The organism is Streptomyces sp. NBC_01476, assembly GCF_036227265.1.
GTDB lineage: Bacteria > Actinomycetota > Actinomycetes > Streptomycetales > Streptomycetaceae > Actinacidiphila.
Genome location: NZ_CP109446.1, coordinates 4,469,712 through 4,485,314, shown reverse-complemented (window position 1 = coordinate 4,485,314; position 15,603 = coordinate 4,469,712). Strand labels below are relative to the sequence as shown.

Annotated in this window: 13 protein-coding genes; 1 reads left to right on the top strand and 12 read right to left on the bottom strand. The window is 72.1% G+C overall.

Translation table 11 applies throughout. The annotated features are described in order from the left end of the window. Nucleotides 1-204 precede the first annotated feature (204 nt). From OG552_RS19580 to OG552_RS19525, 12 genes are all read right to left on the bottom strand, one after another. Nucleotides 205-618 (bottom strand): DUF3151 domain-containing protein, encoded by a 414-nt coding sequence (locus OG552_RS19580; protein WP_329134678.1) that lies wholly within the window; start codon nucleotides 616-618, stop codon nucleotides 205-207. A gap of 143 nt (nucleotides 619-761) precedes the next feature. Next, nucleotides 762-1,784 (bottom strand): class II fructose-bisphosphate aldolase, encoded by a 1,023-nt coding sequence (gene fbaA / locus OG552_RS19575; RefSeq protein ID WP_329134676.1) that lies wholly within the window; start codon nucleotides 1,782-1,784, stop codon nucleotides 762-764. Nucleotides 1,785-1,996: 212 nt separating this feature from the next. Then, nucleotides 1,997-2,539, bottom strand: a complete 543-nt coding sequence (pyrE, locus tag OG552_RS19570) for an orotate phosphoribosyltransferase (protein ID WP_329134674.1) — start codon at nucleotides 2,537-2,539, stop codon at nucleotides 1,997-1,999. A 159-nt stretch (nucleotides 2,540-2,698) separates the two neighbouring features. After that, a complete protein-coding gene (locus OG552_RS19565; RefSeq protein ID WP_329134672.1) occupies nucleotides 2,699-3,496 on the bottom strand; it encodes an aldose epimerase family protein in 798 nt (265 codons plus the stop codon). A gap of 19 nt (nucleotides 3,497-3,515) precedes the next feature. Then, a complete protein-coding gene (locus OG552_RS19560; protein WP_329134670.1) occupies nucleotides 3,516-4,898 on the bottom strand; it encodes a CoxG family protein in 1,383 nt (460 codons plus the stop codon). Nucleotides 4,899-5,025: 127 nt separating this feature from the next. Continuing rightward, complete coding sequence (locus tag OG552_RS19555) at nucleotides 5,026-6,564, bottom strand: polyamine aminopropyltransferase (protein ID WP_329134668.1); 1,539 nt, start codon at nucleotides 6,562-6,564, stop codon at nucleotides 5,026-5,028. A gap of 275 nt (nucleotides 6,565-6,839) precedes the next feature. After that, complete coding sequence (locus tag OG552_RS19550) at nucleotides 6,840-7,367, bottom strand: DUF2617 family protein (RefSeq protein ID WP_329134666.1); 528 nt, start codon at nucleotides 7,365-7,367, stop codon at nucleotides 6,840-6,842. Nucleotides 7,368-7,567: 200 nt separating this feature from the next. After that, the gene (locus tag OG552_RS19545) at nucleotides 7,568-8,653 is read right to left on the bottom strand and encodes a C40 family peptidase (protein WP_329134663.1); all 1,086 of its coding nucleotides are present in this window, start codon (nucleotides 8,651-8,653) and stop codon (nucleotides 7,568-7,570) included. Nucleotides 8,654-8,703: 50 nt separating this feature from the next. Then, the gene (locus tag OG552_RS19540) at nucleotides 8,704-9,186 is read right to left on the bottom strand and encodes a poly-gamma-glutamate biosynthesis protein PgsC/CapC (protein WP_329134661.1); all 483 of its coding nucleotides are present in this window, start codon (nucleotides 9,184-9,186) and stop codon (nucleotides 8,704-8,706) included. Continuing rightward, the gene (pgsB, locus tag OG552_RS19535) at nucleotides 9,183-10,694 is read right to left on the bottom strand and encodes a poly-gamma-glutamate synthase PgsB (RefSeq protein ID WP_329134660.1); all 1,512 of its coding nucleotides are present in this window, start codon (nucleotides 10,692-10,694) and stop codon (nucleotides 9,183-9,185) included. Before pgsB ends, OG552_RS19540 begins: the two co-directional genes overlap by 4 nt. A 4-nt stretch (nucleotides 10,695-10,698) precedes the next feature. After that, nucleotides 10,699-12,927, bottom strand: coding sequence for a HAMP domain-containing protein (locus OG552_RS19530; protein WP_329134657.1), 2,229 nt, complete (start codon nucleotides 12,925-12,927; stop codon nucleotides 10,699-10,701). 371 nt (nucleotides 12,928-13,298) lie between these two features. Beyond that, nucleotides 13,299-14,567 carry a CapA family protein gene (locus OG552_RS19525; protein WP_329134655.1) on the bottom strand — a complete coding sequence of 423 codons (1,269 nt, stop codon included), beginning with the start codon at nucleotides 14,565-14,567 and terminating at the stop codon, nucleotides 13,299-13,301. Between the two features lie 200 nt (nucleotides 14,568-14,767). Between OG552_RS19525 and OG552_RS19520 the strand changes: the two genes are divergently transcribed. Then, a complete protein-coding gene (locus tag OG552_RS19520; RefSeq protein WP_329134653.1) occupies nucleotides 14,768-15,595 on the top strand; it encodes a hypothetical protein in 828 nt (275 codons plus the stop codon). The last annotated feature ends 8 nt before the right edge of the window (nucleotides 15,596-15,603 follow it).

Below are 15,603 nucleotides of genomic sequence, written 5' to 3'. Positions count from 1 at the left end.
ATCGGCATGACGATGCGCGGCGCGCCCGTCGTACGACCGCCCCAGGTGCGGTCGGCACCGGGGCGGCATCGGACAGAATCGCACGTCTATATGAACGATCGGCGAACCGGGGTCCTCTGTGGCAGAACCGCGACAGCGGAGCCCGGCGGCACCGCGACAGAGGACCCCGGCGGCGCGGCCGGCGCGGCTGCGGGGAGAGCAGGCTCAGGTGAGGGTGTCCGCCGCGGTCGGGGAGCTGTCGCGCAGGAAGACGGTGCAGCGCTCGTACTCCTCCTGCTCGCCGATCGCCTGGGCGGCGCGGGCCAGGGCGTGCAGCGCGCGGAGGAAGCCGCGGTTGGGCTCGTGTTCGAACGGGACCGGGCCGTGGCCCTTCCAGCCGGACCGGCGCAGGGCGTCCAGGCCGCGGTGGTAGCCGGTGCGGGCGTAGGCGTAGGACTCCACCACGCGGCCGGCCTCGAAGGCATCGTCGGCCAGCTGCGCCCAGGCCAGCGAGGAGGCCGGGTACTTGGCGGCGACCTCGGCGGGCGCCGCGCCGGAGGCCAGCAGCTCGCGCGGCTCCGGGTCGTCGGGCAGATGGGTCGGGGCGGGTCCCCCGAGCAGGTTCTCGTGATTGGCCATGGGCTCCAGTCTGCCCGAGCCGGTCGGCAAGAGGCCCCCAGCGGCTGCCGGGGGCCCTGATCCGCCAACGAGGTTGACGCGTTGTGCCTGCTTGACGCGCGCGGGGTGACGCGGGGAGGAGTCCCGCGGGCCGCGCGGACGCCTTACTTGCGCTTGTTGCCGGCCGACCGCAGGTCCTGCGTGGCGACGACCACCCGGGCGGCCATGCCGGCCTCGGCGGACTTGCCCCACACCCGCGGGTCGTAGGTCTTCTTGTTGCCGACCTCGCCGTCGACCTTGAGCACGCCGTCGTAGTTGCGGAACATGTGGTCCGCGACCGGCCGGGTGAAGGCGTACTGCAGGTCGGTGTCGATGTTCATCTTGACGACGCCGTTCTCCAGCGCCTCGTCGATCTCCTCCTTGGTGGAGCCGGAGCCGCCGTGGAAGACGAAATCGAAGGGGCTGGGCTTGCCGTACTTCTGCGCCACCGCCTCCTGGAGCTCCTTGAGGATGCTCGGGCGGAGCACGACGTTGCCCGGCTTGTAGACGCCGTGCACATTGCCGAAGGAGGCGGCGAGCAGGTAGCGGCCGTGCTCGCCGAGGCCGACCGCCTCGACCGTACGGAAGGCGTCGTCCACCGTGGTGTAGAGGTTGTCGTTGATCTCGTGCGAGATCCCGTCCTCCTCACCGCCGGTCGGGGTGATCTCCATCTCCAGGATGATCTTCGCCTTGGCCGCCTCGGCCAGCAGTTCCTTGGCGATCTCCAGGTTGTGGTCCAGCGTCTCCGCGGAGCCGTCCCACATGTGCGACTGGAAGAGCGGGTTGCGGCCGGCCGCGACCCGCTCCTGGGAGATCTTCAGCAGCGGGCGGACGTAGCCGTCCAGCTTGTCCTTGGGGCAGTGGTCGGTGTGCAGCGCGATGGTGACCGGGTACTTCTCGGCGACGATGTGCGCGAACTCGGCGAGCGCGACCGCGCCGGTCACCATGTCCTTCTTGTACTGGCCACCGAGGAACTCGGCGCCACCCGTGGAGATCTGGACGATGCCGTCGCTCTCCGCCTCGGCGAAGCCGCGCAGCGCGGCGTGCAGCGTCTGCGACGAGGTCACGTTGACGGCCGGATAGGCGAACTTGCCGGCCTTCGCCCGGTCGAGCATCTCGTTGTAGACCTCGGGGGTTGCGATGGGCATCGTGTCCGCTCCTCATGATCTGCGGGTGGTACAGCTGGCTACGGCTGGCGTGGCGACGTCATCGTCGCGCCTATCCTCCCAGACGCCAACGGATACACCACCTCGGCAGGCGCGGGGCATACCCCGGCCCCGGGGATGTTTCACGTGAAACATCCCAGGGGCCGGAAAGCCGCAGGTCAGACGGCCGCACGCGGAGCTGCCCGGACGGTCCGTCAGGCGAGGTCCAGGTCGGCCAGCGAGTAGGCGGCGAGATACGGCAGACCCGCGTCCGTAATCTTCCGCTCCGCTCCACGGTCCACGATCACCGCCACGGCCACCACCTCGCCGCCGGCTTCCCGCACCGCCTCGACCGCGGTCAGCGGCGAACCGCCGGTGGTGGAGGTGTCCTCGACCACCAGCACGCGGCGGCCCTTCACCTCGGTGCCTTCGATACGGCGCTGCAGGCCGTGTGCCTTGTTTGCCTTGCGGACCACGAAGGCGTCCAGCCGCTGACCGCGCGCGGCGGCGGCGTGCAGCATCGAGCCGGCCACCGGGTCGGCGCCGAGCGTCAGCCCGCCCACCGCGTCGTAGTCGAGGTCCGCGGTGAGGTCGAGCATCACCTGACCGGCGAGCGGCGCGGCCTCCCCGTCCAGGGTGATCCGGCGCAGATCGATGTAGAAGTCGGCTTCCAGACCGGACGAGAGGGTCACCTTGCCGTGCACCACGGCCTTTTCCTTGATGTGCCGCAGCAGGGCAGCGCGTACGTCGTCGCTCATGGGCACGAGATTAGCCGAGGGCCCGGACCGGGCCCCCGGCCGTCCGTGCGGCTCCGCATGCGGCCGGACCTGCGGGTGTCCGTGCGGCTGTCCGTGCGGCTGTCCCTGCGCCGGACGTGCGGCCGTTCGTGCCGGACGCTCGCTCCGGTCCGGTCCGGCTCAGCCGATGCGGTGCCAGGTCCAGGTGGTGGTGATCTCCAGCGGTTCGATCGGGGTGACCAGCCGGGGCAGGGTGTTGAGGCCGTTCGGGGGACCGGACTGCGGCTCCACGCAGACCGCCTCGGGCTGCTCGGTGTAGATCACCGCCCACTGCGCCGGGCTCTCCACCTGGACCCGCATCTCGCCGGGCCAGGTCAGGGTGACGTCCACGCCGTCGGGCATCCCGAAGCAGTCGTCCCAGGGACCCGGCTTGGGGTCGATCCGGTTGCCGTTCGGCAGGTGGTTCTCGCCGCGCTCCTCCTGCCAGGCGGCGCTGAAGGCGAGTTCGACGTCCTGGCCGCCCTGGCCGAGGTTCCGCAGCCACCAGGGGTGCCAGCCGGCCTGCGCCGGGAAGGAGTCGCCGGCCGCCTCCACGGTGAGAGTCAGTTTCACCGAGTGCGGGGCGAGCTGGACCGTCTGGGTGACCCGGCCCGGGTAGGGCCACGGGTCGGCGAGGTCGAAGTAGTAGGCGGCGGTGGTCTCGGTCGCGGGCGCGGCCTGCTGCCAGGCGGTGTGCCGGCCGGTGCCGTGGATGGCGTGCGGGGGTGCGTCGACCGGGAGCTGGTGGGTCACTCCCCCGTTCCGGAACACGCCGTTCTCGGTCCGGCCGCACCACGGCACCATGATGAAGGCACCGAATTTCTCGCCCTGGCGCAGGAGTTCGGTCCCGCCGACCTTCAGCGAGGCGATCCGGCAACCGGCTTCCGGCTGCAAGGTCAGTTCGGCGTCGCCCGCCGTCAGCTTCTTCTCGTTCTCCACGGGACGAGCGTAGCCGCCGTCACTTGCGGCGGCGCAGCACCCGGCCGACGACCACCGCGGATGCCAGCAGGGCGGCGGCCGCGGGGGCCGCCCAGCGCAGGGTGGCGGTGGCGGTGCCGGCCTCCGGGGCGGGGATGGGGGCGTAGCGGCCGCGGGGTGGGGCGTGGTCGACCTCTTCCGCGCTGCGGCCGATCATCGTACGGCGGGCGTGCGCGGCTTCGGCGGGCGGGACGAGGTCGTCGAGCGCGGCGGCGCTCTCCGGGACCTCCACCTCGACCTCGACCAACTCGAACTCGGCGAGTTCGGCGGGGGGCAGGGGTTCGCCGAGGTCGTCGACGACGTCGGACTCCTCGACGTCGTCGATGTCCTCTTCGGCGTCCCCGGCGTCCACCGGGTCCTCACGGTGCCCGGCGTCTGCCGGGTCTTCACCGCGCCCGGCGGCCCGCGCGTCCGTGGCGTCCGCGACCTCCCCGGCGTCCTGGCCGTCCCCGGCGTCCTGGGCGGCCCGGGCGGCTCCGGCGTCCGCCGCGCCCTTGGCGTCCGCCGCGTCCCGACTGGCTGAGGTGTCCGAGACGGCTGCCGAGTGCTCAGCGTCCTCGGCTTCCTGAGCGGCTCCGGCGTCCCGGGCGTCCGCGGCGTCCCGGGCGTCCGCGGCGTCCCGGGCGTCCGCGGCGTCCCGGGTGTCCGCGGGGTACTCAGCCTTCCCGGTGTCCGCCGCGTCCCGACTGGCTGCGGCATCTGAGACGGCTGCCTGGTCCCCAGCGTCCTCGGCATCCCGAGCGGCTCCGGCGTCCGCGACATCCCGGGCGCCCGCCGGGTCCTCAGCCTTCCCGGCGCCCGCCGCGCCCCCGGCGTCCGCCGGGTCCTCACGGCGCGGCGCGACGCCCGGCTCGGCCGGCGTCCCCGGTGTGCCCGCCGGCGCGTCCGCCGCGTCCGCCGCGTGGGTGGCCAGTTCGCCCGCGAAGCGGTCCAGCAGGCGGCGGACCGCCGCTTCGACCACGCCGTCCTCGTAGCCGGCCAGTCGGCCGTCCGCCTGGGCGGAGCCCTGCCAGGTGAGGGTGGAGCCGGGTTCGGGCTGGTGGGTCCCGGCGACGCTGACCTGGGCGGTCGCCTTCACCGTGCCGGTGCCGCGCACCTCCGTGCCTTCGGCGGTGACCGTGAACTCCGGGCCCGCGCCGGTGACACCGACGGTGCCGCGGTAGGTGATGGTGGAGCCGCCGACCCGCAGGCGCAGGCGGCCCGCGACCGGCGCGGTACCGGCTTCGGCCGGGCCGGCCGGCTCCGGGGCCGCGCCGGGCTCGTCCGGCTGCCAACCGGGCAGGCTCGCGGCCACCAGGCCCGGCGTGCGGAATGCCCGCAGCAGCCGGGCGGGCGGGATCGGGACGAAGGACTCGTGCTCCATGCGGCGGAGCCTACCCAGGAGTGCGGCGGCTTGACGTGTGCGCGGGTGTCATTTTTCCCGTCCGCCCGCCCTTTTGCCCACAATTGCGGGCCGCGCGATCGGCCCGGACGCCCACCTCGCCGAGGCCCTACAACCGCGGGTGCAGCAGCGTCGAGGGCCGGGGCGCGGTGGGGGGACGGGTGCGGGTGGCCGCGTGGCCGGCCGTGCGGAAAGCGGGCGGCAGAGGCGGACGGGAGGCGGCGGAGAGCAGGAACGGCCAGGTGGCGGGGGCGCGGCGCAGGCCAGGGGGCGAGGGGCAGGCGGGGGTCGGGAGGAGGTACGGCGTCGCGGGGAGGCGGGCCGCGTGCAGGGTGGCCGCCACCGTCCACAGGGACTGGGCCGCGTGGACGGCGAGCCGGCCGGTGGGGGCGAGGGTGCGGGCGGCGAGCCCGTAGAACTCCTGGGAGTAGAGCTTCGCGCTGCTGGAGACGCCCGCGTCGGGAAGGTCCGCGAGGATCACGTCGTAGCTGCGCGGCGCCGCCGAGGCCGCCGCCCGCAGCCAGTCGAAGACGTCCGCGGTGGCGACCTCGACCCGGGGGTCGGCGAAGGAGTGGCCGTTGAGCGCGGTGAGCCCGGGGTCGGTGCGGCCGAGGCGGAGGAGTTCCGCGTCGGTGTCCACCACGGTGACCTGCCGTACGCCGGGGAAGCGCAGCACCTCCCGCAGGGCCAGCCCGTCCGCGCCGCCCAGGATCAGCACCCGCACATGCGGGCCCGCCGTCATCGCGGGGACGGCCAGCGCCCGGTCGTAGGCCACCGCGTCCGCCCCGCAGACCCGTAGCCGGCCGTCGAGGTAGAGCCGTAGCGACGCCGCCGACCCGGGCCGCCCGGCGAGCACGATCTCCTGCACCTCGGTCTGCTCCGCCACCCGCACCGAGCCGCCGTACATCGCGTGCCGCGCGGCCCGCTCGAAGGGCGCCGCGGTGAAGGAGGCGCAGGCCAGCACCGCCAGCACGGTCACGTTGGAGACGACCAGCCAGCCGCGGGCGCGCCGTGACAGGTCGCCGCGGAAGAGCCACAGCACGGTCGCGCCGCCGGCCACCGCGTTGACCACGCCGGTCACCAGCGCGCCCGTCAACTGCCCGAACCGGGGCAGCAGCAGGAACGGGAAGGCGAGCCCGCCGACCAGCGCGCCCACGTAGTCGGCGGCGAAGAGGTCGGCGACCGCGCCGCCCGCGTCCTGCCGCCGGATCCGCTGCACCAGCGTCATCAGCAGCGGCACTTCGGCCCCGATGAGCACCCCGATCGCGAACGAGCAGCCCACGATGGCCGGTTTGGCCTGCCCGTACCAGGCGAAGACCGCGTAGAGCGCCATCACCGAGAGGCCGCCGACCAGCGCGAGAGCGGTCTCGACGGCGGCGAACCCGAGCGCGGCGCGGGTGCGCCAGCGTTTGGCGAGCAGCGAGCCGCAGCCCATCGCGAAGACCATCACGGAAAGCACGACCGATGCCTGGGTGACCGAGTCACCGACCAAGTAGGAGGCCAGTGCGACGAGTTCCAGTTCGTAGACCAGGCCGCAGGCGGCGCAGACGAAGACCGTGGCGAGGACCAGCGCGCGGGCCGCCCCCGCGGGGACGGGCAGCGTCGCGGCGATCCGGGGTGCCTGGGTGCGGCCGTGCTGGTCGATCATGAGTGCACGCTAAGTCAGGTGGATGCGGCGGAGAGTCACCCACAAGGGTGCAATCAGCGGCGGTTGACGGCTTTCGCGTGCGCGCGGCCTGGCGTCCGCGACCGGGTCGTGCGCCCCCCACCGGCCCCCCACCGGCCAGCGACCGCCCTCCCACCGGCCCCCGCCCGCGCCCAACCGGGCCCGCCACCGGCCCGCGGCCGCACTCCGATCACACTCCGGCCGTCCCCCGCCGGCGACCGCGGCCGGCCCCCGAGTGCCGGGCCGCTGCCCGCACTTCACCCCAACGCGCCCACGCTCACCCGCGTCCGTGTTGTCACCAGCCGCCCCTCCTGCGGATACGCGTGCCAGGTCCGCCACCGCACGCTGCCCTCGGCGCACTGCACCAGCAGCGCGGTGAAGGCATGCGGGTCGCCCGGGAAGGTGCCGGCCAGGCCGTGCGGATGCTCGGCGACCAGCGCCAGCAACTCCTGGGCGCGGCCCGCGAAGGAACCCTGCGAGAGCGTCTCGATCCGGGCCGCGAACTCGTAGTCCCACGGCCCGACCCGCTTGGCCACCCCGAAGGGCAGCGGCGCCTGGCTGCCGGGCATGCAGGCGACCGTCTCCGAGCAGTCACCGCGCCCGGATTCGACGAGCACCTGATGGGAGGCGCCGAGCAGGCGTAACGCGACCTTGGCACGCAGACCCCGGTCGTCCCCGACCTCGACGTCGAGCACCGCGAGGGCGGGCAGGGGTTCCTTGCCGAGACACCACGCGAGGTCTCCCGCGCGGGTGTCCGTATAAGCGGTCTGAAGGCTGGTGAGCATGGATCGGCTCCGCAAGCACGCAGTGGATGATGGGCCGGCCGCACCGTTCCCCGTACCGGGGAGGCGCGTCGGCTCGTGCCCACGTGGGGTCCGTGGAGCTACGGAATCATGAAACTCCGTTGCTCTTCAGCGTTTTTACCCATCTGTGCCCACTTTCCATCCCTTGGAGCGCTTACGGGGTCAGGTGTTCAGGTGGGGGGTCACAGCCGCCGCGCGGTACGGAAAGTGCTCGCGTAATAGCCGTTCCCGTCGAGCCGTGACGTGCCCCCCTTGTCGCCGATGGTGGGGCCGTCGACCTCCTCCCGGCTGGAGATGAAGATCTTGTGGCCGTCGGTGTCGTTGCCGAGGTAGATCCCGATGTGGTCCAGCCGCTGTCCTGTCCGCGAGTCCAGCTTGAAGATGACCAGGTCACCGGGTTGCAGCAGGTCGATCTGGGTGGGACGGGTGTACCAGGGTGCCGCTCCCTGCAGCGGGATGACGGTCACGCCCTCGTGGGACCGCGCGATGCCGTTGGCGGTACGCGGCAGCCCGTCGCCCTTGGTGTCGGAGACGGCCAGCGGGTAGCGGCCGCGGAAGCCGAAGACGGTACGGACGAAGCCGGAGCAGTCGATCGCCCGGTAGCGCTCCTTCTCCGGCTGCATGGTGGTGCCGTCCCGGAAGGTGTACGGGATGCCCAGGTAGTCGAAGAAGTCCGACTGCTCCTTGCGCAGGTCGTTGCCTATGCTGCCGCCGGGGTTGATCGGTCCGAAGCGCGCGTCGCCGGCGTACGGCACACCGTTCTCGTCCTTCTTGACCGGCGCGCCCTGGACGTACTGGAAGGCGTACGCGAAGAGGTCGTCCTCCTCGCTGCCGAAGTACTTCTTGAACCAGTCCTTGAACCACTGCGCCTGCTCGGCGCCGGCCTTCCACTTCTGGGGCATCAGCCGCACCCAGCTGTCCGTGATCACCCGGGACTTGGTGTTGGCCGGCTCGGAGAAGGTACGGCTGGGGCCGGTCAGGGTCGCGGTGCGGGCGCCGTCGGTGAAGGTGCCGAGCACCTGCCCCTTGGCGTCACGCAGCACCGACCGGGCCGGGCCGGACAGCCGCTCCCAGGTCTGGGCCCCGGTCTGGGCGCCGAGAGTGGCCGAACTGAGCACCGGTTTGTCGGTGATGGCCTGCACGGCCGGCGCCTTCTGCTCCTGGTCCTTGCGCAGCGCCACCGTCAGATAGCCGCTGGCGGCCAGCAGTACCACCACCGTGGCGGTGTTCAGGATCTTGCGGGACCGGCTGGGTCGGGCCGCGGGCATGGTGTCTCCTCTTCTTCGCGGCAGGGTTTCGGCGTTCTTCTGGTGAGCGGTCAGGCGGCCGGCATGACGCCGAGCAGGATCCCGGCGGTGAGCACCACATAGGTGGTGAGCGTCGCGGAGCCGGTGGCCAGCAGCGTCGGCCCCTTCGGCTGCCGGACCAGCTGGTACGCGATCAGGCCCGGTACGACGAAGCCGAGGGTCTCGTTGGTGTACATCAGCGGGTACTCGTGCTGGAGCGCGATGATCACGGTGCCCTGCAGGATCACGCCGATCAGTACGACCGCGGCGAACAGCCGCTTCCCGTAGAGGATCACGTACCGCTGCACCAGCAGGGTCAGGACGTAGGTGAGCACGGTGACACCGACCACCATGGCGGCCCGCTGGAGGTCCTCCACCAGGGTCAGGGCCAGCCAGCCGGGGGTGATCATGCCGCCCGGGGAGAGATTGGTCGTCAGATAGCAGACCAGCGAGGCCAGCAGGCCCAGGGCGATGCCGATCGCGGCGATCTCCGGGGTGAGTGCGTCGGGGATCATCGGTGGCTCTCTCCTGGGTTCTGCCAAGCGGTGGGATCGGTCGGTTCGTGCTGGTCGCCTGCCGGACGAGGACCGGCATAGGACGCGGGGTGCGGCTGGGAGTCGGGCTGGGGATAGGACCGGAAGTCGGGCTGGGAGCCGGGCCGGGAGCGCTCTTCGGGGTGCGGCTCGGGGTGCGGCTCGGCGTACTGCGGCGGGTACGGCTCACGGGGGGCGAAGGCCCAGCCGGGCACGCGCCGCTCCTGCGGCCACGGGTCGGCGGCGAAGTAGTCGTACGCGGGCGGCGCGGTGAACGCCTCCGCGAGCTCCTCGGCCGGCTCCGTCTCCTCGTCGGCCGGGAGCTCCGCCAGCCGGTCGAGGAACAGCTCGCCCTGCCCGTGGATGTTGCCGACCGCGACCAGGGAGGAGTCAGGACCGAGCCGTTCCAGCACCTGCGCCAGCACCTGCCGCGGGTCCCGCCGGTCACCGCCGAGGTCCACCGCCCGGTCCCGCCACTGCGCCGGGATGGCGTCGATCGCGCTCTTGGCCGGATGGCCGATCACGAACACCTGGTCGGGGGCGAGTTCGGGCACGATCTCACCCATCTGGCCATTGCGCTCCACCCGGTCGGGGCGGCAGTTGATCAGCACGTTGAGCGGCCGGTGGACGGCGCCGAGGTCGAGCAGCTGGTTGACGTTCATCAGCGTCGACTCGGGGTCGTTGGCGGCGAAGACGTTGGCGAACCGCAGCCGCTTGCCGTCCTCGGTGCGGTAGCGCTGCACCGAGAGCACACCCGGGTCCGGCGGCGCCTCGTACATGCCGCGCAGCGCGGTCTCCCGTGCCACGCCGAGGAGTTCGGCGACCTTCAGCGCGATGGCCACGTTCTCCTTGAAGGTGAACCAGCTGAAGCCGCGCAGCTCCTCGTCGCTGACGGTGTCCGGATCGGCGAAGATCAGCTCGCAGTTCCGGGACGCGGCCTCCTCCTGGAGGATCGCGAACCGTTCCACCTCGGCGGTGACGCACACCCCGCCGACCGGCATCGAGCGGGAGAGCGAGCGCGCCACGTCGTCCAGCGTCGGGCCCATCTCGGCCAGGTGGTCCTCACGGACGTTGCAGAGCACGCCGATGGTGGACTGGATGAGCTTGCTCTGGTTGATCTCCTGGAGCGCCGGCATCACCGCCATGCACTCGATGACCAGCGCGTCCGGCTGATACGCGGCGGCCCGCCGGACGATGCCGATCTGCTCGACCACGTTGGCGATGCCGAACTTGCGGTACACCGGCTCCTCGGTGGCGTCGGGGTGGATGAAGCGGGCCGCGGTGCCGGTGGTCTTGGCGACCGTGGTCAGCTCGCCGCCGCGCAGCGCGCCCGCGCACAGGCGGGTGATGGAGGACTTGCCGCGGATGCCGTTGACCAGCACCCGCACCGGTATCTGCGCCAGGTTGGCGTTGTGCCGGCGTTGTTCGACGATGCCGGCGATCAGCAGCACGACGCAGCTGACCACCAGCACGGTGTAGAGGAAGAGCACGGGGTCAGTTCCTTCCGGCCGGCTCGGCGGCGGGCTTCTTGCGCTGCTCCTGCAGGCGCTGCCGGATGAGTTCCAGGCTGCGGGTGACCGCGCCCACCTCGTCGTGGTGGTGCGGGAACAGCACGGTCCTGCGGTCGCCGCCGGCCAGCGCCTCGGCCTGGGCGGCCAGCCCGCGCAGCGGGCGCACCACCACGATGTGCAGCCAGCCGAGGCAGGCCGCCGCGGCGGCCAGGCCCAGCAGGCCGGCGAGCGTGGTGCGGTGCTGCAGCCGGTACTCGGGGATGTCGAGGCCGGCGGCCGGCTGCCAGCTGACCACCGACCAGCCCAGCGCCTTGGCCGGGCCGCCGCCGACGAAGGGCGCCGACGCGGCGATCTGCGCCTTGCCGTGGTGCCGGAAGACCACGCTGCCCGGGTGGGCGCTGGTGCCGACCTTCATCGCGGACGCCTCGACCAGCTCGTCGAGACCGTCCGAGGGCAGCCGCTCGAAGGCGCGGTAACCGGTGTTGCCGGCGATCACCCGCTGCTTGGCGTCGACCACCCGGATGGTGCCCAGGCCCGGCCGCTTGAGCAGCGAGTTGAGGAAGTCGATCCGGAACTCGCCGACCAGCATGGCGCCGTCGCGGCCCGGTATCTCCGCGTAGCCGGCGATCACCGGCTGCCGGCCGGAGGAGTTGACCACCGCCACCGTGAGGTCACGGGGCTTTTGCCGGTCCAGCTCGCGCGGCTTGTCGCCGGAACGGGCCAGCACCCGGCCGCCGGAGCCGAGCACGTACAGCGACTTGTAGCGGTCGTGGTCGCCCAGCGTGCGGTCCAGCACCGCGGTCATCTCCGCCTCGGGCGTCCTGTTGCCGATCAGCGAGGCCACCGAGGAGAGGTCGGCCTGGCCCTCGTTGAGCGCGCGGCGCACCCGGTCGGTGAGGGTGTCGGTACGTTCCCGCTGGTCGCTGACGATCTGCTGCGGGATCGTGACGGTCGCGTCCGCCCGGTTGAGCAGCAGCAGGAGCGGGGCGGACCAGGCGAGCAGCAGGATCGCGCAGACCGCGATGACGCTGCGGGAGCCGAAGCGCGGCATCCGGCGGGTGAGCTGCGCCGGCTCCGGGATCTCCTGACCGCGCAGCTGCAGCCGCAGCCGTTCCAGCGCCCGGCCGATCCGCGCGGTCTCGCCGTAACCGGGCGCGGCCACCGGGCGGGTCAGGTCGCCGCGGTGCAGCCGCCGGCTCTCCAGAAAGAGCTTCAGCAGCGGCCGCTGCACGGTGCCCAGCAGGACCGCGACCGCCAGCGCGCCGAGCAGCAGCAGGACGCCGGCCGCGAGGACGCCGAAGAGCGGGTGGTCGCCGCGCGGCGGGTCCTCGGAGACGCCGACCATGGCGACCACCCGCAGCCCCAGGTCGGTGGCGACGGTGGCCTCGCCGGGCTGCGGGCCGGTGAGCGTGGCGTAGCCGGCGATGGACCGCTCGCCCCGGTACACGGTGCCGGTGAGGCTGCCGCTGTTGCCCAGGAAGCCGCCCTCACCGGGGTCCTTGGTGGTCAGCGGCGCCTTCGCGGTCCGCTCGGTGACGACCTTGGCGAAGTCGGCCAGCTGCGCGTTGGAGTGCTTGACGTCCTGCCGGTCGGCCTCGGTGAGCACCTGCTCGGGGGTGGGGATGCCGTCCTCGGAGAGGATCTCGCCCTGGGCGTCGAGCACCGCGATGGCCCGGAAGTCGCCGAGGCTGATGCCGGGGAACTTCAGGCTGCTGGAGGCGATCAGCAGCTCCTGCGGCTTGTCGGGCCAGGAGAGCAGGGCGAAGGTCAGCAGCCGGGTCTCGCCGTTGCGCAGCTTGACCATCCGCGGCGCGAGGCCGTTGGCGCCGGAGAGCGCGGCGCGGTCGATGGCGGTGAGCGGCACGTTCTCACCGCGGGCGGCCATCAGCTTGCCTGAGCCGATCTCGATGACGGCGGTGCCCAGCCACTTCTGGTAGACGCTGCCGATCTTGTCGAGTACGGCGTCGGCGGCGACTGGCGGACCCGCGTCGAAGAGCTCGGCGGTCCGCTGGAGGTCGGTGACGCTCTCGTCCAGCGACGCCCGCAGCGCGATGGCGCCGTCCTCGGCGAAGTGCTGCTGCGAGGTGAGGACGGCCTTGGACTGGCCGGAGTTGTGCACCTGCCCGATGGTGAGCGCGGTGATGCCGGCCAGCGCGAGCAGCGCGGCGGCGAGTGCGGCGATGGGCGGCCTGATACCGCCCAGCAAGGACATGTCGGCTCTTCGCCGTGCCTTGTGGCCCCGTGCTGTCTGCCAGACGGCCAACGGAGGTCCCTCCCCTTTGGTCTTCTTCGGTCGTGATGTCGTGATGTCGTGATGCCGTGACGCCGTGATGCCGTGCGGGTGTGCCGCGGCGCGTGGCGGTGCGCCGTGGTCGGTCATCACGGTGGTGCGGCTCGTTGCGGTGGTGCGGCTCGTTGCGTGGTGCGTCCGGTGTGCCGCTCATCGCGGTGTGCGGCTCGTTGCCTGGTGCGGCTCGTTGCGTGGTGCGGCGCGTCGCGGTGTCCGGCGCGTCCGGTGACACGTGACGCGCCGCGGCGGGCGCGCCTGTGGCACGCCCCGGTGTCCGGACCGATCCCCCCGGGTCAGTCCGGCACGTCGAGCAGGGGCGTCAGGCCGTCCTTCGCGGCCCCGCGGTTGAGCAGTGTGCCCCGGGTGCGTTCGAAGGCCAGCTGGTAGCGGGCCCGTTGTTCCTTGCTCAGCGTCTTGTCGTCCCGCAGCGAGCGGGCGATGTCCACCAGCCGGGTGTCACGTACCGGCTTCACGATGGAATCGGGGTCCAGCGGGTCCGGCGGGTTCGACGGCGGCAGCCCGGCGTCCGAGCCGGACCCGACCACCGGGTCGTCCGTGTCCGGCGGCAGGTCCACGAACGTGGGCACGTACTGCGCCCGCACGTCCCACCTGCCGTTGTGCTTGGTGAAGGTGAACCAGCCGATGATGCCTTCCTCGGTGAGGCCGATCGGCACGTCGTGACGGGCCACCTGGTTGCCGAGGCTGTAGGCGATCCAGGTGCCGTTGACCTTCTCCATCGGCTGCACGACGTGCGCGTGGTGGCCGATGACGAGGTTGATGTGCGTCTGGGTGGCGATCTGCCGGGCCAGCTCCAGCTGCGCCTGGCTGGGGTTGGGCCAGTCCTCCTGCCCCCAGTGGATGCTGAGGATGACCACCTCGGCGCCGGCCGCGCGGGCCCGTTTCTCGGCGGCCTTGATCGCGCCGAGGCTGGTCTTGTTGACCAGCCACGGCTGGTTCTTCGGCACGTCGTGGGTGTTGTAGCCGAACGCGAAGGAGATCTGCGCCACCTTGACGCCCTTCACATCGATGATGTCCGGGGCGTCGTGCTCCTGCTTGGTACGGGCCGAGCCGGTGTGCTTCAGGCCCGCCTTGTCCAGGGCGTCCAGGGTCCGCTTGACCCCGGCGTAGCCGTCGTCGAGCGAGTGGTTGGAGTCCGTGGAGCAGGTGTCGTAGCCGATGTCCTTGATCGTGGTGGCGATCTGCGGCGGCACGACGAAGTCGGGATAGGACGACCAGGGCCCCCGCTCGGTGCCGAGGACCGGCTCCAGGTGGCAGATGGCCAGGTCGGCCTTGCTGATCACCGGTTTGACGCCGGCCATCAGGTCGTCGAAGTACGGCCCCTTGACGTGACGGCGCTGCGCGTCGAGCATGCCTTGCTCGGTGAGCTGCGGATGGATCAGGATGTCGCCTGCTGCGGCTACGGTGAAGGTGGGCTCGTTCTGCCCGCTCTTCCCGTCCGATCCGGATGCGCCGGCCTTGCCTGTGCAGCCGGCGGCGGTACTGAGGGCCAGCGCCAGCAGGGTGGCGCCGAGCACCCGCACGGATCGGTTTGAACTTCTCATCACCAGGGCATTGTCAGGCTTTTATGGAAAGAATCTCCCCTCCGCGCATAACGATTGTGGCAACGGCGATGGTTGTACTGATCGGGGGACTTTTTTTCGGCGTCTTCCGGAATGGGTTCTTCCATTCGAACCACCGCACCACGGAGGGTGACCGCGTGCACTCCACCACCCCGACGGACGCCGTTGACCTGGAGCGTCGCGTGACGGATTTCACTACCGGGTTCGGGCAGAGCGGGGGTTACCGGCCGCCCACTAAAGCGGAACGCTCCATTCTGGCGGAGGGTGTCGGTCTGCTTGTCGACCGGAATATCCCTGCCGCCAAGGAGAAGTTCGCCGAAGTCGACTACGTGGTGCGCACACTCACCGACAACGCCAATGGGCGCCGCTACGCCGAGGTCGCCGACGCGGCCGACGGCGCCGAGGGGCGGCGCGCGAACCGCGGCTGGGGCCGGGTCTACCTCGACCTGACCGGACCCGTGCGGTGGTCGGTCCAGGTGCCGCACCCGATCGCCGACGAGGACAGCGAGAAACTGGGCGTGGGCGTGCTGCGCGGCACCCCGGGCGGCGTCATGGTGCTGGCCGGCGCCCACCGGCGGGCCGGCCAGGGCAACTCCGCCGATGTCGCCCACCGCGACGACACCGTCTTCGACGCGATCTGCGCCGAACTCGTCCGGCACGGCCTGCCGGGCGTCCAGGTGCACGGCTTCGCCGACGCCACCGAGCCGGACTACGACGTGATCGTCTCCACCGGCAGGGGCGACGACGGCCTGCCGGCCGCCCGGGACCTGGCCACCGCCCTGCACGGCGCGGACCTGGACGTCTGCCGCGCCTGGGTCGACTCCTGCACGCTGGAGGGGCGCACCAACGAGCAGAGCGGGGTGGCCGCGACCGCGCACGTACCGTTCCTGCACGTCGAGTTCAGCCGTACGGTCCGGCGCAGCGACAAGCGGACCGCCCGCGCGGTGACCGCGCTGAGCACCGTCACCGCCGCCTGGAACCGTACCGGCGGCGCTACGCTCGGCTCCTGACCTGGAGG

What these genes read in the sequence shown, in the direction of transcription:
- OG552_RS19545 (WP_329134663.1), bottom strand. Translation starts at nt 8,653, where the DNA reads ATGCCCGCGGCCCGACCCAGCCGGTCCCGCAAGATCCTGAACACCGCC.
- OG552_RS19580 (WP_329134678.1), bottom strand. Translation starts at nt 618, where the DNA reads ATGGCCAATCACGAGAACCTGCTCGGGGGACCCGCCCCGACCCATCTG.
- OG552_RS19560 (WP_329134670.1), bottom strand. Translation starts at nt 4,898, where the DNA reads ATGGAGCACGAGTCCTTCGTCCCGATCCCGCCCGCCCGGCTGCTGCGG.
- OG552_RS19550 (WP_329134666.1), bottom strand. Translation starts at nt 7,367, where the DNA reads ATGCTCACCAGCCTTCAGACCGCTTATACGGACACCCGCGCGGGAGAC.
- OG552_RS19530 (WP_329134657.1), bottom strand. Translation starts at nt 12,927, where the DNA reads ATGTCCTTGCTGGGCGGTATCAGGCCGCCCATCGCCGCACTCGCCGCC.
- pyrE (WP_329134674.1), bottom strand. Translation starts at nt 2,539, where the DNA reads ATGAGCGACGACGTACGCGCTGCCCTGCTGCGGCACATCAAGGAAAAG.
- fbaA (WP_329134676.1), bottom strand. Translation starts at nt 1,784, where the DNA reads ATGCCCATCGCAACCCCCGAGGTCTACAACGAGATGCTCGACCGGGCG.
- OG552_RS19525 (WP_329134655.1), bottom strand. Translation starts at nt 14,567, where the DNA reads ATGAGAAGTTCAAACCGATCCGTGCGGGTGCTCGGCGCCACCCTGCTG.
- OG552_RS19555 (WP_329134668.1), bottom strand. Translation starts at nt 6,564, where the DNA reads ATGATCGACCAGCACGGCCGCACCCAGGCACCCCGGATCGCCGCGACG.
- OG552_RS19540 (WP_329134661.1), bottom strand. Translation starts at nt 9,186, where the DNA reads ATGATCCCCGACGCACTCACCCCGGAGATCGCCGCGATCGGCATCGCC.